Origin of the sequence: Achromobacter sp. DH1f, from assembly GCF_000633435.1 — a bacterium.
In the GTDB taxonomy this organism is placed as follows: Bacteria; Pseudomonadota; Gammaproteobacteria; order Burkholderiales; family Burkholderiaceae_B; genus Achromobacter; species Achromobacter deleyi.
This window is the reverse complement of the sequence record NZ_AYMF01000019.1, coordinates 38238-56085: the sequence shown is the minus strand read 5'-3', so window position 1 is coordinate 56085 and position 17848 is coordinate 38238. Positions and strand designations below refer to the sequence as shown.

Below are 17848 nucleotides of genomic sequence, written 5' to 3'. Positions count from 1 at the left end.
AATGCTACCTTATAGATTAATTTGAATCAATAATGATTCATTTAATTCTATGTAGTATCTTTTAAGACCTTAACAAGTCTTTACTTGCCAATTTGGCGCAAGTTTGCGCAAATTGAATCAGTCATGATCCAATACCGTCCCAAGAACGGAACAATGAGGGAGAGAGAAACCATGTCCGACGATGCCGGCCACGAACGGCTGCTGATTGCGCTGTCCCTGGCGATGGTCGACCAGCCGCGCGCCACGTTGCAGGAATTGGCCCGCGCGGTGGGCGTCAGCAAGGCCACGCTGTACCGTTTCTGTCAGACGCGGGACCAATTGGTGACGCGCCTGATGACGCACGGGGCCCAGGTGATGAAGCAGGCGCTGGCCAATTCACAGCTGGATAGCGCGCCGCCGCGCGAGGCGCTGCGCAACCTGATCGAACAGCATCTGGCGCACAAGGAACTGGCGGTTTTTCTGGTGTACCACTGGAAGCCGGACACCGAGATGCAGCCGGACATCATGGACAGTTGGGCGGGCTACCTGGAAACGCTGGACGCGTTCTTCCTGCGCGGCCAGCGTGAAGGCGCGTTCCGCGTGGACATCCCGGCGGCGGCGCTGTCCGAACTACTGACGGCCGTGCTCACCAGCATGGTCGATGCCGAGCGGCGCGGCCGCATCGCCCGGCTTGGCTTGGCGACCATGGCCGAGCAGATGGTGCTGCACGGCATCGCCGGGGAACCGACGGCGACAGCACGTTGAACGGCAAGGGCCGCCGACGCTTCAGCGACCTCGAACAATCCTCAGGGATACCGCAGCGGGACCGGTCAAGATCCCGCCGCTTCTCACTTCACGCCGTGGCTACCGGACGGCCAAAGAACGGGTAGTTCGGGTCGTTGTAGCCATGCGTGGACGCATGGCCCGGGGTCACCCAGGTGTCGACCAGGGCTTCGTCTTCGGGCGTGATTTTCACATCCAGCGCAGCGTAGTAATCGTCCATCTGCGCCAGGGTGCGCGGGCCGGCGATGACGCTGGTGATGATGGGGTTGGCCAGCACCCAGGCCGTGGCGAAGTGTCCCGGCTGCACGCCGCGCGCGGCGCTGTGCTGCACCAGCTGCTGGGCGATCTGCAGCGATTCTTCGCGGAATTCGGTGGCCAGGATGCGGCGGTCGCCCCGCCCGGCGCGGGTATCCGCCGCGGGCGCCTGGCCCGGCAGGTACTTGCCGGTGAGCACGCCGCGGGCGATGGGGCTGTACGGCACCACGCCCAGCCCGTAATGCTGGCAGGCCGGCAGGATCTCGACTTCAGGGCCGCGGTTCAGCATGTTGTAGTACGGCTGGCACACCACCGGCTGCGGCACGCCCAGCTTTTCGCACAGGCGCAGGGTTTCGGCGATACGCCAGCCGCGGAAGTTCGACAGCCCGAAGCTGCGCAGCTTGCCCGCGCGGATCAGGTCGCCCAGCGCGAACAGCGCTTCTTCCAGGTTTTCTTCGTGGTAGTCGCGGTGCAGGTACAGGATGTCCAGGAAATCGGTGCCCAGGCGCGACAGGCTCTGTTCGACGCCGCGGATCAGCCATTGGCGCGAGTAGCGCGACTGGTTCGGGGCCTTGCCCACCACGTTGCCGATCTTGCTGGCCAGCACCCAGTCGTGGCGCTGTCCGGCCAGCAGCTTGCCCACCACTTCTTCGGACCGGCCTTCGTTGTAGACGTCGGCCGTGTCGATGAAATTCAGGCCGTGATCGCGGGCCGACGCGACGATGCGGGCGGCTTCGTCGTCCGGCGTCTGCTCGCCGAACATCATGGTGCCCAAACACAGGGGCGATACGCGGAGATTGCTGGTTCCCAGTCGGCGGTAATTCATGGCGAATGTGTCCTTGGTTGCTTGGCAAATGCGAACACGCCCGCCGGCTGCCCGGCGAGCGGATGGGTCATGTTGCCAGAAGAATGCTGACAGGCCGCGGAAAATCCCTGCGGGCCGCAGGGATTCCGGGGCAAGGCTCGTTCAGCTGGCCGGCGCGTCGATGGCCGCCAGGATCTTGCCGAACAGCGCATCGGCATGCGCCGAATTGAGCCAGCGCACGATCACGACCATCTTGCGTTCGGGTTCGACCCAGGTGAACGAACTGCCCGCACCCACGCCGAAAAAGCTGGACGCCGGCACGCTGGGAAACACGCGCCCTTCGTGGTTCAGCCAGATCAGGTAGCCGTAGTACGGCGCGATGGCGCACGGCGTGCGCATGGCGGCCAGCCATTCGCTGGACAGAATGCGCCGGCCGTCGGCCGCGCAACCATCGTTGAGCAGCATCTGGCCGATCAGCGCCTGGTCGCGCGCGCTGATGGACATGCCGCCGCCCCAGTGCGAGCCGCCCGGCACCGACGGCATGCGTTGGCCGTCGATCTCGACCCAGGCGTTGTCGTAGCCCACCCACTGCCAGTTTTCGCTGGCGCCCAGCGGCCGCGTGACGGCTTCACGAAAGACCTCGGGCAACGGCTTGCGAAACAGGTGCAGCAGCGCGTACGACAGCTGGTTGATGCGCACGTCGTTGTATTCCCAGTACGTGCCGGGCGCCTGCAAGGGGCGCGCGTCGCCCTTCTTGCCATCGGGCGGCACGCCGAAGGTGACGGCGCGGTAGCGGTCGGCCTGGTCCGATACGCCGAAGCGTTCGCCTTCCCATTCGCTGGTCTGCTGCAGCAGCTGGCGCCAGGTGATGCGGGCGTTCTGGCCGTCGTCAAAGCCGATGCCCGGCACGCGCTTGCCGACGGGCTCGTCCACGTCGGGCAACAGGCCCCGGTCGTGGGCCACGCCGGCCAGAATGGCCAGGTACAGCTTGGCCACGCTGAAGGTCAGGTCGGCGCGTTCGGGTTCGCCCCATTCGGCCACGGTCTTGCCGTCCACCACCACCACGCCCGACACCGGGCCGCGATCGTGAATGGGGCCCAGCAGGCGGTTCCAGGGCGGCGGGTCGTTCTGGTGCACGCCAAAGACGCCGTTGACGCTGCGGTCCCAGGTGGATTCATGGTCGTTGGCGAACTGGATCGCCTGCTGCATAAGCGCGTTCATTGCTTTTCCTGGTGGTTGCGTGACCGCGCCATGAACCGACGCGGCCACCGTTCAAAGTGGGGGGCCGGCGCCGTCAGGGCGCCTTGGCCAGAAATTCCATGGCGGCCTGCAAGCCGCCGGGCCGGTGCGGCACGCCCGCCGCGGCCAGGCCCATTTCAACGCCGGCCAGCGTGCCGCATAGCGTCAGGTCATTGAAGTGGCCCAGGTGCCCGATGCGGAAGATGCGGTCGGACAACTGCCCCAGGCCCTGCCCCAGCGACATGTCGAAGCGGTCCAGCACGACCTTGCGAAAGGCGTCCGCGCCGTGGCCCGCCGGCATCAGCACCGCCGTCAACGCGGGGCTGTGGGCCGCCGGGTCCAGCGACAGCAGTTCCAGCCCCCAGGCCTGCACGGCCAGCCGCGTGGCCTGGGCATGGCGCTGGTGGCGTGCGAACACTTGCGGCAGGCCTTCGGCCTGCAACATGGCCAGCGCCTCATGCAGGCCGTACAGCAGATTGGTGGACGGCGTGTACGGGAAATAGCCGCGCGCATTGGCGGCCAGCATCTCGCGCCAGTCCCAGTACGAACGCGGCAGCCGCGCCGAATCAGCGGCGGCCAGCGCACGCGGCCCGACGGCATTGAAGGCCAGGCCGGGCGGCAGCATCAGGCCCTTTTGCGAGCCGGCCACGGTGACGTCCACGCCCCATTCGTCGTGGCGGTAGTCCACCGAGCCCAGGGACGAAATCGTGTCCACCATCAGCAAGGCGGGATGCCCGGCGCGGTCGATGGCGGCGCGCACCGCGGCGATGTCGCTGGTGACGCCGGTGGAGGTTTCGTTGTGCACCACGCAGACGGCCTTGATGGCGTGCTGCGCATCCAAGGCCAGCCGCGCGCCGATGGCTGCGGCATCCACCGGGCGGCGCCAATCGCCCGCCAGGCAATCGACTTCCAGCCCCAGACGGCCGGCCAGCTTGCGCCACAGGCTGGCGAAGTGGCCGGTTTCGACCATCAAGACGCGATCGCCGGGCGACAGCGTGTTGACCAGCGCGGCTTCCCAGGCGCCCGTGCCGGACGACGGGAAGATGATCACCGGCGACTCGGTCTGGAACACGGGTTTCAAGGCCGCCAGCACCGCCAGCCCCAACTGGCCGAACATCGGCCCGCGGTGGTCGATGGTGGGCTGGTCGATGGCGCGCAGCACCCGGTCGGGCACGTTGGTAGGCCCGGGAATCTGCAGGAAATGCCGGCCGGAACGAGAGGTTTCAAGGGGATGCATGCGTAGCCTTGGAGGGGATTTTTTTGTATACCAACGAAAGAGGCGCAGCGGTTCAACGGCGCAATCGGGGCAAACCCGGCTACGTCATGCGCCACTCTATCCCATTGTTTTTAAGCCTATAAGCTAGGGTATTCACCCATGATTAAAGGCTGGGGCCACGGTTTATAGTCGGAAAAAACACGGGGAATTTTTGTATACCAATGCGCAGCGATCCCAGCCTGATGCCGGACGCCCTGCCCGCAGCCCCGGCTGCCGGCGCCGTCCCTGACGGGTCGTCCACCGACCTGCCGCGCCCCGCGCCGGGGGCCGGCCGCACCTTGCCCGCCACCGTGGCCGGGCAACTGCGCGAACGCATCATCCAGGGCGAATTCGCCCCGGGCGCCCGCTTGAACGAACGCGCCCTGTGCGACCGGCTGGGCGTGTCGCGCACCCCGCTGCGCGAGGCCTTCCGGGTGCTGGCCGCCGAAGGCCTGGTGCGCATCGAACCAAACCGCGGCGCGCAGGTGGTGGCGCTGGGCGTGGCCGACATCCGCGAGGCCTTCGAGGTCATCGGCGGCCTGGAAGCCATGTCGTGCCGGCTGGCCTGCGAACGCGCCACCGACGCCGAAATCGCCGAGATCCGCGCACTGACCTTCGAGATGATGGCCAGCCACGCCCGCCGCGACCTGCCCACCTATTTCCGCACCAACCGCGACATCCACGAACGCATCAGCCTGGCCGCGCACAACCACCTGCTCAAGCAGCTGTACGACGCGCAGAACGCACGCATCCAGAACCTGCGCTTCGTGTCCAACGAAGACCAGCGCAAGTGGGACCAGGCCATGCGCGAGCACATCGACATGGCCGACGCCCTGCAAGCGCGCGACGCCGACCGCCTGGCCGGCATCATGCGCGAGCATCTGCAACGCAAATGCGAGGCGGCGCTGAAAAGCGTGTCGGCCCTGCAAGCAAGCCCGTCTGATTCTTCATAAGCCTTTCCCAGGCGCGACGACAAAACCCATAAGAATCGGGGTGGCGCATCCCGGCCCAGAGACGTTAGATACGCAGTACCGCAGTGACTGATTCATGTGAACCGACGGCCCAGACGCCGCTTCGGTTCATGCAGCACCCGGCAGTATTCCGTTCCACCGTTCCGGTCCACAGGAGCCTCGCCATGGCCGACCGCCGCGTCAATTCCGTTCCGTTCCGCTTTCCGTTGCCTTTCTCTCTGTTGCGCCGGCCGTTGCCGCGCCTGCCCTTGCGTACCCTGGCCAGCCTGCTGCTGGGCGCCGCCGCGCTCACCGCCCTGCCCGCGCATGCCGGCAAGAAAGACGACACCCTGCGCATGGCCTACGACCAGGCGCCCGAAAGCGTCGACCCGTACTACAACAACGTGCGCATCGGCGTCATCATCGCCGCCAACGTCTGGGACACGCTGCTGTACCGCGACCCGGTCACCAACGAATACAAGGGGCAGCTGGCCAAGAGCTTCACCCAGGTCGATGACAAGACCCTGGAATTCGAGCTGCGCGAAGGCGTCAAATTCCACAACGGCGAAGAATTCGACGCCGATTCGGTCGTGTACACGCTGAACTATGTGGCCGACCCGAAGAACAAGGCGGTCACGCAGCAGAACGTGGCCTGGATCGACAAGGTCGAAAAGCTGGGCAAGTACAAGGTGCGCCTGACCACCAAGGAACCCTTCCCCGGCGCCAAGGAATACCTGTCCACCACCGCCGCCATCCACCCGGCCAAGTACTACCAGGAAGTCGGCCCCAAGGGCATGAACGCGAAACCCGTGGGTTCCGGGCCCTACAAGGTGGTGGACTACCAGCCCGGCAAGTCCATCACGCTGGAACGCAACACCGACTATTTCAAGGACTCGCCCAAGGCGCAGCCCAAGATCGGCAAGGTGGTCATCCGCTTCATCCCCGACCGCCAGACGCAGATGGCCGAAGTCATCTCGGGCGGCGAAGACCTGATCATGAGCGTGCCGAAAGACCAGGCCGAACAGCTGGGCGGCCTGCCGCCGCTGCAGATGGTCACCGGCGACACCATGCGCATCGTCTTCATGCAGATGAACATCCAGGAAGGTACGCCGGCCCCGCAACTGAAAGACGAACGGGTGCGCCGCGCCATCATCCACGCGATCGACCGGCAGGCCATGCTCAAGAACATCGTGGGCGAAGGCGGTGGGCTGATCAACGCCATCTGCACGCCGTCGCAAGCGAGCTGCACGCAGGACGTCACCCCCACGTACAAGTACGACCCGGCCCTGTCCAAGAAGCTGCTGGCCGAGGCCGGCTACCCCAATGGCTTTGACATCGACATCGTCGCCTACCGCGAACGCAACCAGACCGAAGCCATCATCAACTACCTGCAGGCCGTGGGCATCCGCGCCAAGCTCAACTTCCTGCAATACGCCGCCATGCGCGACATGATCCGCGCCAACAAGGCCGCGCTGACCCACCAGACCTGGGCATCCAACCTGGTCAACGACGTGTCGGCGTCCACGCCGGTGTACTTCGCCTTCGGCAACGACGACGTCACCCGCGATGCGCAGGTGCGCGACCTGCTCGACAAGGGCGACCACACCATCGACAGCGCCACCCGCAACGGCCTGTACAAGCAGGCGCTGGACCTGATCGCGCAAAAGGCCTACGCCGTGCCGCTCTGGACACTGCCGGCCTACTACGTGGCCACCAAGGACCTGAACTTCAAGCCCTATTCGGACGAATTGATCCGGTTCTGGGACATGAGCTGGAAATAAACGGCTGACGGACTGGCGGCCGGGGTCGGCGAACAGCTCCCCAGCCGCATCACGGGCCATGGGCCATGGGCCAGGTGGAGATTCACGCATGCTTTATTTCACGATCAGGCGGCTGGGGCTGGCGGTGCTGGTGGCACTGACGGTGTCGGTGCTGGCCTTCCTGCTGCTGCACCTGTCGGGCGATCCAGCGCTGGCGCTGGCGGGCGAAGGCGCGCGCCAGGCCGACATCGACATGATCCGCAAGACCTACGGGCTGGACCGGCCGCTGGTGGTGCAGTATGCCGACTGGCTGTGGCACATCCTGCAAGGCGACTTCGGCACGTCGGTGTACTTCAAGACCGACGCCGGGCCGCTGATCCTGTCCAAGCTCAAGACCACGCTGCTGCTGGGCCTGGGCGCGCTGGCCTTTGCACTGGCCATCTCCATTCCGCTGGGCGTGCTGGCCGCGCTGTACAAGGGCAGCTGGATCGACCGCCTGTGCCTGGCCGTGGCGGTGCTGGGGCAGGCGCTGCCGAATTTCTTCTTCGCGCTGATCCTCATCATGCTGTTCTCGATCTCGCTGCGGCTGCTGCCGGTGTCGGGCAGCGGCAGCTGGCAGCATTTCGTCATGCCGGCCATTGCGCTGGGCTATTACGTGGCGCCGGCCTTCATGCGGCTGATCCGGGCCGGCATGGTCGAAGTGCTGGGGGCCGACTACATCCGCACCGCACGGGCCAAGGGCCTGCCGGCCCGCAAGATCATCTTCAAGCACGCGTTGCGCAACGCCATCGTGCCGGTGGTGGCGCTGGCCGCGGTGCAGCTGGGCTACCTGCTGGGCGGGTCCGTCGTCATTGAAACCATCTACGCGCTGGACGGCCTGGGCTACCTGGCCTACCAGAGCATCACCTACAAGGACTACCCCGTCATGCAGCTGATCGTGCTGCTGCTGTCGGTGCTGTACGTGCTGCTGACGCTGGCCGCCGATATCGCCAACGCGTGGCTTGATCCGCGCATCCGGGTGTCCTGACATGACCACCGCTACCCTTGCCCCCCAATCGCCCGAACTGACCGCGTCGGCCCTGCGCTGGCGCCGCCTGCGCCGCAACAAGGCGCTGCTGGCCGGCGGCGGCATTCTGCTGATCATCACGTTGATCGCGCTGTTCGCGCCCTGGATCTCGCCGCATGACCCCTACTACCAGGACCTGGCCTACCGCACCGCCCCGCCGGTCTGGTACGCCAAGGGCACCTGGCTGCATCCGCTGGGCACCGACCAGCTGGGCCGCGATTACCTGTCGCGCCTGTTCTACGGGGCCCGCATCTCGCTGTTGATCGGCCTGTCGGTGGCGCTGATTTCCGGCCTGATCGGCACCGCCATGGGCATGGCGGCCGGCTACTTTGGCGGCAAGGTCGACATGGCCGTGTCGTTCCTGGTGACCACCCGCCTGTCGATGCCGGTGATCCTGGTGGCGCTGGCCACCGTGGCCATCGTCGGCGGCTCGCTCTGGGTGGTGATTCTGGTGCTGGGCCTGCTCAAGTGGGACCGCTACGCCGTGGTCATGCGCAGCGCCACGCAACAGGTGCGGGCGCTGGAATACGTGTCGGCGGCGCAGGCGGCCGGCGCGTCCACCTGGCGCATCGTCTGGGGCGAAGTGCTGCCCAACGTGGTGCCGCACCTGATCGTCATCGCCACGCTCGAAGCGGCCAGCGCCATCCTGCTGGAAGCCTCGCTGTCATTCCTGGGCCTGGGCGTGCAGCCGCCGCTGCCGTCGTGGGGGCTGATGATTTCCGAGGCCAAGGCCTATATGTTCTTTTCGTTCTGGCTGATCGCCATTCCCGGGTCGGCCCTGGCGCTGCTGATCTTCGCGATCAATCTGGCGGGCGACGGCCTGCACCAACTGCTGACCCCCGAAGAGAGAGCCTGACATGAGCGCCACGGACATCGTGCTGGACGTACAAGGCCTTACCGTGGACATCGCCACCCCGCGCGGCACGCTGCACGCGGTGCGCGACGTGTCGTTCCAGGTGGCGCGCGGCGAAACGCTGTGCCTGGTGGGCGAATCGGGTTGCGGCAAATCCATGACCTCGCTCGCCATCATGGGCCTGTTGCCCAAGGCGGCCCGCCGCAGCACCCGCCGGCTGGCGGTGCTGGGCGAAGACCTGTCCGGCGCCCGGCCGCGCCGCGTCAATGCGCTGCGCGGCAACAAGATGGCCATGGTGTTCCAGGAACCCATGACCGCGCTGAACCCCGCCTACCCCATCGGCGACCAACTGACCGAACACTACATTCACCACCGCCGGGCCAGCGGCCAGCAGGCGCGCGACCGGGCGGTCGAGCTGCTCGAAAAAGTCGGTATCGCATCGGCCGCGCAGCGCCTGGGCCAATACCCGCACCAGCTGTCTGGCGGGTTGCGCCAGCGCGTCATGATCGCCATGGCGCTGATGTGCGGCCCCGAACTGCTGATCGCCGACGAACCCAGCACCGCGCTGGACGTCACCATCCAGGCGCAGATCCTGCGGTTGCTGGCCGACCTGCAGGCCGAGCTGGGCATCGCCATGGTGCTCATCACCCACGACCTGGGCGTGGTGGCGCGCATTGCCCGGCAGGTGGCCGTGATGTACGCCGGCCAGATCGTCGAAGAAGGCCCGGTGGCTGGCCTGTTCGCCGCGCCGCGCCATCCCTATACCCAGGGCCTGTTGGGCTGTATTCCCGTGCCCGGGCGCACCGCGCCGGGCCAGCCGCTGGGCACCATTCCCGGCGTGGTCCCGTCGCTGGTGGGCGAATTGCGCGGCTGCGCCTTCATCGACCGCTGCCCCCACGCCCAGCCGCAATGCCGCGACACAGTGCCGGTGCATGGGCATGCGCCTGGACCGCAATGGCGCTGCATCCGCACGGATGGGGGCCTGGCATGAACACGCCCTTGAATCGATCCGCCACGGAAAATCACGGCGCCTCGCTCGCTGGCGTGCTCGACGCGGCCGCGCCCGTGTCGGCGGACGCCGCACCGCTCTTGCAGGCCCGGAACGTCAGCCGGCAGTTTTCGATCCGCACCGGCATGTTCCGCCCGCGCACCACCTTGCAGGCCGTCAACGGCGTGGACCTGGACGTGCCGCGCGGCTCGGTGCTGGGCATCGTGGGGGAATCGGGCTGCGGCAAGTCCACCCTGGCGCGCGTGTTGCTGGGGCTGATTCCACCCACCCAGGGCGCCATCCACCTGGGCGGCCAGGACATTCGCCAACTGAGCCGCCGCGCGCTGGCCCGGCGGGTGCAGCCCATTTTCCAGGACCCGTATTCGTCCTTGAACCCGCGCCGCTCGATTGCGTCCATCGTGTCGCTGCCGCTGGAAGTGCACGGCATTCCCAACCCCGGCATGCGTCGCGCCATCGAGATGCTCGAACGCGTGGGCCTGCCGCCGCGGCTGGCCCACAACACGCCCGGGCAACTGTCGGGCGGCCAGCGCCAGCGCGTGGCGATTGCCCGCGCCCTGGTCATGCACCCCGAACTGGTCATCTGCGACGAGCCGACGTCCGCGCTGGATGTATCCGTGCAGGCGCAGATCATGAACCTGCTGATGGACCTGCGGCGGGAATTCAACCTGACCTATGTGTTCATCAGCCACAACCTGGCGGTGGTGGAGCACATTGCCACGCATGTCGCGGTGATGTACCTGGGCCGCGTGGTCGAATCCGCGCCGACCGAGCGCCTGTTCCACGACCCGCGCCATCCCTACACCCAGGCGCTGCTGGCCTCGGTGCTGACGCCCGAGCCGGGCCTGGGCATTCCGGATACCGGGCTGGGGCTGTCGTTTCCCGACCCGCTGCATCCGCCGCCTGGCTGTCCGTTCCACCCGCGCTGCCGCCACGCCATGCCGCAATGCCGCCAGGACCGGCCGACGCTGACGCCGCGTGACGGGGCGGTGGTGGCGTGCCATCTTTATCCGGCGGATGCGCTGCGCGCGGCGAACCATGGCGGTGCCACTGTGGCGTAGCCCGCCCCGCAGCGCGGGACGCGGGTTGCGCCGAACGCGTCAACCCCCGCTGCGTTCTCGCAGGAAATCAATGAACTGCCGTACCTTGGCGCTGACGTGGCGCGTGTCCGGGTACACCGCGTACACCGGCTGCGGCGGCAGGGTGTAGGACGGCAGCACCCGCCGCAATTCACCGCGCGCCAGCGGTTCCTGCAACAGCCAGTCCGGCAGCGCCGCCACGCCGCAGCCCGCCAGGGCAAACGCCAGCAGCGCCGACGCGGTATCTGCCTGCGCCACGGGTTCAACCCGCAGTTCGTGTTCGCGCCCTTTGCGGTCGGCCAGCCGCCAGCGGTCGCTACGCCCCGCGCGGTTGGCCAGCCACGGCAGCGCGGCCAGCGCCTGGGCCGTGCGCGGCATGCCATGGCGTGCCAGCAGGTCCGGCGCGGCCACTAGCAATAGCTGGAATTCACCGATGCGCGCGGCGCGGTGGCGCGAGTCTTCCTGCGCCCCCACGCGGATGGCCAGGTCCAGCCGTTCTGAAATCAGGTCTGCGTGCGCCGACCCCGCCTGGTAGTGGATGCGCAGCCCCGGATGCTGCCGCGCGAATGCCGCCAACGCGGGCGCCACGACGCGGTTGCCGTAGTCGACACTGGCCGTCACGCGCAGGCTGCCTGACAAGTCGCCCTGCCCGGCGCGCGCAGTGTCTACCGCCGCATCGGCCTGGCGCAGCAGGTTGGCGCAGTCTGCGTAGAAACCTGCGCCCGCCTCGGTCATGGCCAGCCGGCGCGTGCTGCGCACCAGCAGGGCCACCCCCAGTTCGTGTTCCAGCTGCTTGATATTGAAGCTGACCACCGCCTTGGTGGTGCCCAAGGCCAATGCCGCCGCCGTGAACGAGCCGGCGTCGACCACGGCCACGAACATTGCCAGCCGGTTCAGGTTGATCATGCGTGCCCCGGTAGATTGTCAAAATTTCACGAACAGTATATCTACCCTTCAGGTCTTCTTTTCGAACAATGCAATTTCTAGAATGGCGCTCCGAAATCCACCCGCCCTGCCGCAGGCGCCCTGCCGGAGTCCCTTCTTCATGCCAGATTTTTCCGACCATTGCCGCCGAGCGGCGCACGATGCCCACGCCCTGATCGAACAGTGGATCGGCCAGACCGGCCTGCCATCCGACACCCTGCCGCGCCTGCTGGCGTATTTTTCCGACGACTTCAGCATGGTCACGACCGACGGGCAGCGGCTGCCCGACGGCGCGCTGCCTGGCCTGTTCGCACGCCTGGCCGGCAGCCGGCCCGGGCTTTCCATCCGCATCGACGAGTTCGCGGTGCTGCATGCCAGCACAGATTCCGCGGTGTTGACCTATCGCGAATCGCACGCCTGGCACGGCGGCGCGACGGTGCGGCGGGCCACTGCGACCTTCATCGCTGATGCGGACGGCCACCCCCGCTGGCGGCACCTGCATGAAACCTGGGTGACGGCGCACGAAGACGCGCCCCAATAACGCACGGGAATAAGCAAGCGGGGAATTAATCGTTGGTGCGCGCGGACCGAGCCGGTAGAGTCCGACGCCGCGTAACACTTCACGAGCTTCCCCGTCCCATGCCTACCCGTCGCATCCCGTCCCGCCTCATTCCGTCCGGCGCCGCCCACTCCGAACCTTCCGACCGAACCCGATCCCCCGCCCGCCGCGCCGTCTTGCTGGCCCTGACGGCTGCCCTGGCCGGCGCCGGCCTGAGCACCGCCCACGCCGAGCAGCGCGTGATCCGCATCGTGGTGCCGTACGGCACCGGCGCCGTGCAAGACACCATCGCCCGCGCCATCAGCGACGAGCTGGGCCAGGCATTGAACGCGTCGATCGTGGTGGAGAACCGCGCGGGCGCCGGCGGCACCGTGGGCACCGCCCAGGTGGCGCGCGCCACGCCCGACGGCAACACGCTGGTGCTGGCCGCGGCCAGCCACCATATCGCCGGCTACCTGTACAAGAACCTGAACTACGATCCCTACAAGGATTTCACCGGCGTGGCCTATCTGGGCAACACCGGCTACATCATCCTGGCGTCCGCCGCGCTGAAGGCCGCCAATACGACCGAATTCATCCAGGCGGTCAAGGCCAAGCCCGGCGCCTACGACTATGCGTCGGCCGGCAACGGCAGCGCCTCGCACCTGGGCATGGCGTCGTTCCTGACCGCCGCGGGCGCGCAGATGCAGCACATTCCCATGAAGTCGACGGGCGATGCCGTGACCGAATTGCTGGCCGGCCGGGTCGCTGCCGTGACGGCCGCGACCATCGGTGTGACCGGCTACCGCAATGACCCGCGCGTGGTGTTCCTGGCCTATACGGGCAAGCAGCGCTCGCGCTTTGCGCCGGACCTGCCGACCGTGGCCGAAAGCGGCCTGCCGGGGTATGCCTTCGATTCGTGGCTGGGCCTGTTGGCGCCGGCCGGCATTGCGCCCGCCGAACGCGACAAGATCAACGCTGCCGTCAACAAGGTGCTGGCCGACCCGAAGGTGCAGACGCGCCTGGCGTCGCTGGGCGTCGAAGCCGACGCCAAGTCGCCCGCGCAATTCCAGGACCTGCTCAAGGCGGATTGGGACGCGGCGGGCAAGCTGGTCGCCGCGTCGGGCGCCCGCGTCGAATAGACGACGCAACGCCGTGGCGTCCGCCGCCACGGCGTTGCCGTTGGCGTGACGGCGTCAGCGCTGCCGCACGCCTTCCAGGAACATATTGGTGATGAAGTCGGCCAGCGCTTCGCGCTGCTGTTCATCCGGCATCTGCCGGGTGAAGCGTTCGATGACGCCCATGAAGGCATGGGCCAGCCATTCGGGTGCGATGTCCTGGCGGAACAGACCGGCGCGCTGCTCGATGCGCACGTTTTCCGCGATCATCACCACCAGCTCGTCCTTCAAGGTTTCGGCCGCCTCGACCTGGAAAAAGCCGATGCGCGTCAGGTTGGGATCTTCCTGCAAGATCGCCAGCCAGTTGCAGACGCCGCGCCGTATGCGCACGTCTTGCGGCAGGCCTTGCAGGTCGTCGTCGAGCCGCGCCTGGCAGACCTCAGTGCGCAACCGCTGCGCGAACATGCCCACGAGCTCGTCGTAGGCCGCCTGCTTGCTGGCGAAGTACTGATAGAACACCGGTTGCGTCACGCCCGCGCGGGCGACGATGTCGCTGATGCGGGTATGCTGGAAGCCGCGTTCCGCGAACTCCGCCGCCGCGACTTCCAAGAGCTGCAGCCGCGTGCGTTCACCTTTGGTCAAACGCTTGTCTTGCGGTATTGAGGGGGGTAGTGCCGTCGTCATCGCGTGAAATTACTATCCTTCCAAAATTTTTGCCATACATTCCTACATACATAGAAGCGAGCAATGTTGCGATTGTTGCGTTCTATCCCTATATGTTGCGGCGCAGCGTTGGCCCTGATGCTGTCCGGCTGCATTCCCTACCCCACCCACAAGACCCTGCAACCGGCAGCGACCATCACCGTGCTGGACGAAACCTCGCAGCCCATCAGCGATGCGCGGGTCGTGTTGATCGCGGGCGCCTACCCCTACGGTTTTGACCGCTTCCGCGAGGAAGCACGCACGTCGGCCGATGGCCGCGCCCGTTTCGAGGCGCGCCACGAATGGCGCCTCGAGGTCCTGGCGATCCACGGATCGGAAGTCTTTTTCTGGAACTGGTGCGTCGAAAAACCGGGCTACGAAACCTACGAAACGCAGGACCGCAACGCTGATAAGTTTGACGACAATGCTGCCATTCATCTCAAGGCCGGAGAGTCGCGTTCTTGCAACAACCCGGGCGGATCGCCGTTCATGCGCGAGCCGCCCGCGCCTGGCCAGCCGGGCGCCAAGGATGTCGCACCGACCGGCGACCGGCCTGCTCCATCAGGCACGCCGATTCGCGCAACGGACAGCGCCGCGCCTGCCGTAAAGCCCTGAAATCACTTGAAATCTCCGTAGTTCTTGACACAACTATTGCGCGCTGGCGGCGTTACAGTACGGATATCGCCAGCTGCTGCAACAAGCGGAGCCTGGCGGATCAGGAGCAAGATCATGAAGCGGTTTACAGGTCGGATGGTCGGCGTTGCGCTGGCATTGGCCGTAGCAAGTTCTCCCGCCCTCGCCGGCGGGTATCGCGGCGGCTACCACGGTGGCGGCTATCACGGTGGCGGATACCACCATTCCCACGGCGGCGGCAGCAGCGGCTGGTGGGTCGGCGGCGCCCTGGCGCTGGCGGCCACCGGGCTGATCCTGGCGGCCAATTCCGGCCCTACCTATGTGCAGACGGCCACCTACGCGCCGGGCGTGGCCTACTACAGCCCGCCGGTGTATGCCGCGCCCGTCTACGACGCCCCGCCGGTGTATGCGGCGCCCCCGGTCTATGCCGCGCCCGAACCGCAATACGCGCCGGTGCAATACTCGGCCCCCGCCCCGGTCAACAAGGCCCAGGCCAACGCATCCAACGAATGCCGCCGCTGGGCCATGAACCAAAGCGGCTACGACCCGGCCACGATCTCGCAATGGACCACGCAGGTCATGGTGGACACCTACAACCGCGCGCTGGATTCCTGCATGAACAGCCAGGGTTACCGGGCCAACTGACGCCTTGATCCGGGCCGACGGCAACGCCGGCCCGCCATCCGCATCAGGTCGACACCCGCGAATTCGCCGCGCCACGCGCAACGTTCAACCGCGCCGGCCGCCCCAGCCGCGCCAGGCAAAGAAGATGGCCGCCACCAAGGCCAGCGCCGCAGGCAGCACCCAGACGAAACCAGAATCCGTATACACCACGCCTTCATCTGGATCGTAGTAGCGGCCCAGCTCGTTGAAGTCCCACTTCAGGTACATGGCGTACCAGAGCCAGAAGAAAAACGCCGAAAACACCGCCGACACGCCCGCCCCGACGCGCGCCAGCAAGCGCCCGCGCGCCGTGCCGGCCAACAGGCGCCAGGCCGACACCACGCCGGCCGCCACGGCCACCAGTATCAGCCAATCGCCGACGTTAAATCCCATTACCGGCCTCCGGGGAGGAACAGGCCGGGTCCCGTGGCGATGCCGGGTCGTGCCTGACCAGCGACGACGTCGGGGGACGGTCGGCCTGCGCCTGCAACTGCGCCAGGCACGCCTGGGCCTCGGCCCATTGATGCTCGCTGAAGACGCGCACACCGGCATCGGTGAGCAACTGCGCCGTGACGCCCACGCCGGGCTGTTTGACGCCCGCGAACCGGCCATCGTAGACATAGCCGCTGCCACAGGACGGACTGCCTTCTTTCAGCACCGCGACGCGGATGCCATGCTTGCGGGCCGCGGCCAGGGCTTCGTGGGCGCCGTTCACGAACGGCTGGGTCGCGTCGTCGCCCGACACCGCCACCACGCGGGCACGCCCGGCCAACACCGAGGCGGCAGTGGCGCCGGGTTCGATTTCGGCGGGAGGTCGCGGGATCGGCATGCCGCCGGCCACTTCCGGACAGACGGACACCACTTGGCCGGCCGCCAGCCAGCCGGCCAACACGGCGTGGTCGTTGGGCACCGCGCGCCCGTCGTATCGCACGGGCTTGCCCAGGAGACAGGCGCTGACAAGAACGTATTGCATGAAGAATCCGGCAAGCGATGCGCGGCCGGGCCATGGCGATCTGCCGCCGGCGGCGCATCAAGGGCTGACGCCCGTGAATGCCTGATTAGAACACCCGCCAGCGCGAAGCGACCAGCGTCGCAAGGCCGGCTAGGCGGCGTCCAGCCACTGGCGCAGCGCCGGATCGCGCACCTGCAACACGTCGAACAGGCCCAGCGCGCGCAACGCTGGCATGGCCTCGCGCATATCCCGCTCGGCGTCATCGCGCGCCTGCGGCGTGGCGGCGGGGTCGTTCCAGACCCGCGCATTGGCCAGAAAGGCGCCGACCGTGCCCTTACGCACGGTCACGCCCTGGAAACGGCCCTCGTTCTGATCGTCGGGCAATACATCCTGTGCTTTCATGGCTTTCTCCTGTTGATAGGCACAGGGTTCACGATAAGCGCGCAGGCTCGGCAAATCTGCGGTAATTTGGTCAATCGATACCGTGTATCTGCCATGACCCGCCCTGCCTCGCTCCCCTTGATCGCCCCCGACCTGGCCGGTTCGCCCCGCGGCCCCCGCCTGCTGGCGGTGCGCCGACACGATGCGACGCTGCGGCATACGGCCATGCATCAGCACGCGCGCGGCCAATTGTTCGGCGCCTACCGCGGCCTGCTGACGGTGTACGCCGGCAACCGGCAATGGGTGGCGCCCCCGGCGCACGCGATCTGGATTCCGCCCCACTGCCCGCACGGATTGCGTTCGCATGGTCCGTATGCGGGTTACAGCGCCTACCTGAGCCCGGCCGCCTGCGCCGGCCTGCCGCAACAGCCGTGCGCGTTGCAAGCATCGGCGTTGCTGCTGGCCGCCGTGGAACGCGCCGCCAGTTGGAACGACCCGGCCGAAGACCAGGACGCCGCCCGCACCCGCATCGTGGAACTCGTGCGCGATGAGATCCGCACCCTGCCCCACGCGGGAAACGGGCTGACGCTGCCGCGCGACCCGCGTTTGCAACGGCTGGCGCTGGCCTGGTCGGATGCGCCGGACGACACGCGACCGCTGGCCGAGTGGGCGTTTGACATCGGCATGGCGCCGCGCACGCTCGCGCGGCGTTTCCTGGAAGAGACTGGCTTGACCCTGGGCGCGTGGCGCCAGCAGGCCCGGTTGATGCGCGCCCAGGAAATGCTGGCCGCTGGGCACAGCGTGACCGCCGCCGCGCTGGAATCCGGCTACGACAACGTCAGCGCGTTCATCGCGATGTTCAAGCGTGAATATGGGGTGACGCCGGGACGTTACGGCAGCGATTGAC

At 67.1% G+C, this 17848-nt stretch carries 20 protein-coding genes; 12 read left to right on the top strand and 8 right to left on the bottom strand.

Going from position 1 to position 17848, the window contains the following annotated elements; genetic code table 11:
* Positions 1-171: 171 nt before the first annotated feature.
* On the top strand, positions 172-744 hold the full coding sequence (locus tag U858_RS0117015; RefSeq protein ID WP_025138352.1) for a TetR/AcrR family transcriptional regulator: 573 nt from the start codon (positions 172-174) through the stop codon (positions 742-744).
* Between the two features lie 88 nt (positions 745-832).
* On the opposite strand, the gene U858_RS0117010 is transcribed toward U858_RS0117015, so the two are convergent.
* The 3 genes from U858_RS0117010 to U858_RS0117000 all read right to left on the bottom strand — a co-directional run bounded on the left by U858_RS0117010 (position 833) and on the right by U858_RS0117000 (position 4298).
* A complete protein-coding gene (locus tag U858_RS0117010) occupies positions 833-1843 on the bottom strand; it encodes an aldo/keto reductase (protein WP_025138351.1) in 1011 nt (336 codons plus the stop codon).
* A 141-nt stretch (positions 1844-1984) separates the two neighbouring features.
* Complete coding sequence (locus U858_RS0117005) at positions 1985-3043, bottom strand: serine hydrolase (RefSeq protein ID WP_025138350.1); 1059 nt, start codon at positions 3041-3043, stop codon at positions 1985-1987.
* Positions 3044-3116: 73 nt separating this feature from the next.
* A complete protein-coding gene (locus tag U858_RS0117000) occupies positions 3117-4298 on the bottom strand; it encodes an alanine--glyoxylate aminotransferase family protein (RefSeq protein WP_029953991.1) in 1182 nt (393 codons plus the stop codon).
* Positions 4299-4498: 200 nt separating this feature from the next.
* Between U858_RS0117000 and U858_RS0116995 the strand changes: the two genes are divergently transcribed.
* From U858_RS0116995 to U858_RS0116970, 6 genes are all read left to right on the top strand, one after another.
* Positions 4499-5269, top strand: coding sequence for a GntR family transcriptional regulator (locus tag U858_RS0116995; RefSeq protein ID WP_198529734.1), 771 nt, complete (start codon positions 4499-4501; stop codon positions 5267-5269).
* Between the two features lie 182 nt (positions 5270-5451).
* A complete protein-coding gene (locus U858_RS0116990) occupies positions 5452-7047 on the top strand; it encodes an ABC transporter substrate-binding protein (protein ID WP_025138348.1) in 1596 nt (531 codons plus the stop codon).
* Between the two features lie 88 nt (positions 7048-7135).
* Positions 7136-8053: an ABC transporter permease gene (locus U858_RS0116985; protein ID WP_025138347.1), complete on the top strand. Its 918-nt coding sequence runs from the start codon at positions 7136-7138 to the stop codon at positions 8051-8053.
* A 1-nt stretch (position 8054) separates the two neighbouring features.
* The gene (locus U858_RS0116980) at positions 8055-8948 is read left to right on the top strand and encodes an ABC transporter permease (protein ID WP_025138346.1); all 894 of its coding nucleotides are present in this window, start codon (positions 8055-8057) and stop codon (positions 8946-8948) included.
* A gap of 1 nt (position 8949) precedes the next feature.
* Entirely contained in the window at positions 8950-9936 is a 987-nt protein-coding gene (locus tag U858_RS0116975) for an ABC transporter ATP-binding protein (protein ID WP_025138345.1), read from the top strand.
* A gap of 143 nt (positions 9937-10079) precedes the next feature.
* Positions 10080-11012 (top strand): ABC transporter ATP-binding protein, encoded by a 933-nt coding sequence (locus U858_RS0116970; RefSeq protein WP_051593604.1) that lies wholly within the window; start codon positions 10080-10082, stop codon positions 11010-11012.
* Between the two features lie 39 nt (positions 11013-11051).
* On the opposite strand, the gene U858_RS0116965 is transcribed toward U858_RS0116970, so the two are convergent.
* Positions 11052-11936 (bottom strand): LysR family transcriptional regulator, encoded by an 885-nt coding sequence (locus U858_RS0116965; RefSeq protein WP_025138343.1) that lies wholly within the window; start codon positions 11934-11936, stop codon positions 11052-11054.
* Positions 11937-12075: 139 nt separating this feature from the next.
* On the opposite strand from U858_RS0116965, the gene U858_RS33765 reads away from it, so the two are divergent.
* Together U858_RS33765 and U858_RS0116955 are read left to right on the top strand one after the other, a co-directional pair.
* The gene (locus U858_RS33765) at positions 12076-12495 is read left to right on the top strand and encodes a DUF4440 domain-containing protein (RefSeq protein WP_025138342.1); all 420 of its coding nucleotides are present in this window, start codon (positions 12076-12078) and stop codon (positions 12493-12495) included.
* 98 nt (positions 12496-12593) lie between these two features.
* Entirely contained in the window at positions 12594-13634 is a 1041-nt protein-coding gene (locus tag U858_RS0116955) for a tripartite tricarboxylate transporter substrate-binding protein (RefSeq protein WP_232786554.1), read from the top strand.
* A gap of 54 nt (positions 13635-13688) precedes the next feature.
* Here the strand turns inward: U858_RS0116955 and U858_RS0116950 are convergent, their stop codons facing one another.
* On the bottom strand, positions 13689-14252 hold the full coding sequence (locus tag U858_RS0116950; protein ID WP_232786553.1) for a TetR/AcrR family transcriptional regulator: 564 nt from the start codon (positions 14250-14252) through the stop codon (positions 13689-13691).
* Between the two features lie 105 nt (positions 14253-14357).
* On the opposite strand from U858_RS0116950, the gene U858_RS0116945 reads away from it, so the two are divergent.
* On the top strand, positions 14358-14927 hold the full coding sequence (locus tag U858_RS0116945) for a carboxypeptidase-like regulatory domain-containing protein (RefSeq protein WP_025138339.1): 570 nt from the start codon (positions 14358-14360) through the stop codon (positions 14925-14927).
* A gap of 114 nt (positions 14928-15041) precedes the next feature.
* The gene (locus U858_RS0116940; RefSeq protein ID WP_025138338.1) at positions 15042-15590 is read left to right on the top strand and encodes a hypothetical protein; all 549 of its coding nucleotides are present in this window, start codon (positions 15042-15044) and stop codon (positions 15588-15590) included.
* Between the two features lie 84 nt (positions 15591-15674).
* On the opposite strand, the gene U858_RS0116935 is transcribed toward U858_RS0116940, so the two are convergent.
* The 3 genes from U858_RS0116935 to U858_RS0116920 form a co-directional block, all read right to left on the bottom strand.
* Entirely contained in the window at positions 15675-16001 is a 327-nt protein-coding gene (locus U858_RS0116935) for a hypothetical protein (RefSeq protein ID WP_025138337.1), read from the bottom strand.
* Positions 15991-16581 (bottom strand): DUF523 domain-containing protein, encoded by a 591-nt coding sequence (locus tag U858_RS0116930; protein WP_025138336.1) that lies wholly within the window; start codon positions 16579-16581, stop codon positions 15991-15993. The genes U858_RS0116935 and U858_RS0116930 overlap by 11 nt, the downstream gene beginning before the upstream one ends.
* A 129-nt stretch (positions 16582-16710) precedes the next feature.
* Positions 16711-16962: a hypothetical protein gene (locus U858_RS0116920; RefSeq protein WP_025138335.1), complete on the bottom strand. Its 252-nt coding sequence runs from the start codon at positions 16960-16962 to the stop codon at positions 16711-16713.
* Between the two features lie 93 nt (positions 16963-17055).
* Here U858_RS0116920 and U858_RS0116915 point away from each other — a divergent pair, with 93 nt between their 5' ends.
* The gene (locus U858_RS0116915; RefSeq protein WP_029953983.1) at positions 17056-17847 is read left to right on the top strand and encodes a helix-turn-helix transcriptional regulator; all 792 of its coding nucleotides are present in this window, start codon (positions 17056-17058) and stop codon (positions 17845-17847) included.
* The last annotated feature ends 1 nt before the right edge of the window (position 17848 follow it).

Coding starts and splice junctions, on each gene's coding strand:
- U858_RS0117005 (WP_025138350.1), bottom strand. CDS start 3,043: ATGAACGCGCTTATGCAGCAGGCGATCCAGTTCGCCAACGACCATGAA.
- U858_RS0117000 (WP_029953991.1), bottom strand. CDS start 4,298: ATGCATCCCCTTGAAACCTCTCGTTCCGGCCGGCATTTCCTGCAGATT.
- U858_RS33765 (WP_025138342.1), top strand. CDS start 12,076: ATGCCAGATTTTTCCGACCATTGCCGCCGAGCGGCGCACGATGCCCAC.
- U858_RS0116915 (WP_029953983.1), top strand. CDS start 17,056: ATGACCCGCCCTGCCTCGCTCCCCTTGATCGCCCCCGACCTGGCCGGT.
- U858_RS0116970 (WP_051593604.1), top strand. CDS start 10,080: ATGTTCCGCCCGCGCACCACCTTGCAGGCCGTCAACGGCGTGGACCTG.
- U858_RS0116995 (WP_198529734.1), top strand. CDS start 4,499: ATGCGCAGCGATCCCAGCCTGATGCCGGACGCCCTGCCCGCAGCCCCG.
- U858_RS0116945 (WP_025138339.1), top strand. CDS start 14,358: ATGTTGCGATTGTTGCGTTCTATCCCTATATGTTGCGGCGCAGCGTTG.
- U858_RS0117010 (WP_025138351.1), bottom strand. CDS start 1,843: ATGAATTACCGCCGACTGGGAACCAGCAATCTCCGCGTATCGCCCCTG.
- U858_RS0116935 (WP_025138337.1), bottom strand. CDS start 16,001: ATGGGATTTAACGTCGGCGATTGGCTGATACTGGTGGCCGTGGCGGCC.
- U858_RS0116955 (WP_232786554.1), top strand. CDS start 12,594: ATGCCTACCCGTCGCATCCCGTCCCGCCTCATTCCGTCCGGCGCCGCC.
- U858_RS0116930 (WP_025138336.1), bottom strand. CDS start 16,581: ATGCAATACGTTCTTGTCAGCGCCTGTCTCCTGGGCAAGCCCGTGCGA.
- U858_RS0116920 (WP_025138335.1), bottom strand. CDS start 16,962: ATGAAAGCACAGGATGTATTGCCCGACGATCAGAACGAGGGCCGTTTC.
- U858_RS0116990 (WP_025138348.1), top strand. CDS start 5,452: ATGGCCGACCGCCGCGTCAATTCCGTTCCGTTCCGCTTTCCGTTGCCT.
- U858_RS0116940 (WP_025138338.1), top strand. CDS start 15,042: ATGAAGCGGTTTACAGGTCGGATGGTCGGCGTTGCGCTGGCATTGGCC.
- U858_RS0116965 (WP_025138343.1), bottom strand. CDS start 11,936: ATGATCAACCTGAACCGGCTGGCAATGTTCGTGGCCGTGGTCGACGCC.
- U858_RS0116985 (WP_025138347.1), top strand. CDS start 7,136: ATGCTTTATTTCACGATCAGGCGGCTGGGGCTGGCGGTGCTGGTGGCA.
- U858_RS0117015 (WP_025138352.1), top strand. CDS start 172: ATGTCCGACGATGCCGGCCACGAACGGCTGCTGATTGCGCTGTCCCTG.
- U858_RS0116980 (WP_025138346.1), top strand. CDS start 8,055: ATGACCACCGCTACCCTTGCCCCCCAATCGCCCGAACTGACCGCGTCG.
- U858_RS0116975 (WP_025138345.1), top strand. CDS start 8,950: ATGAGCGCCACGGACATCGTGCTGGACGTACAAGGCCTTACCGTGGAC.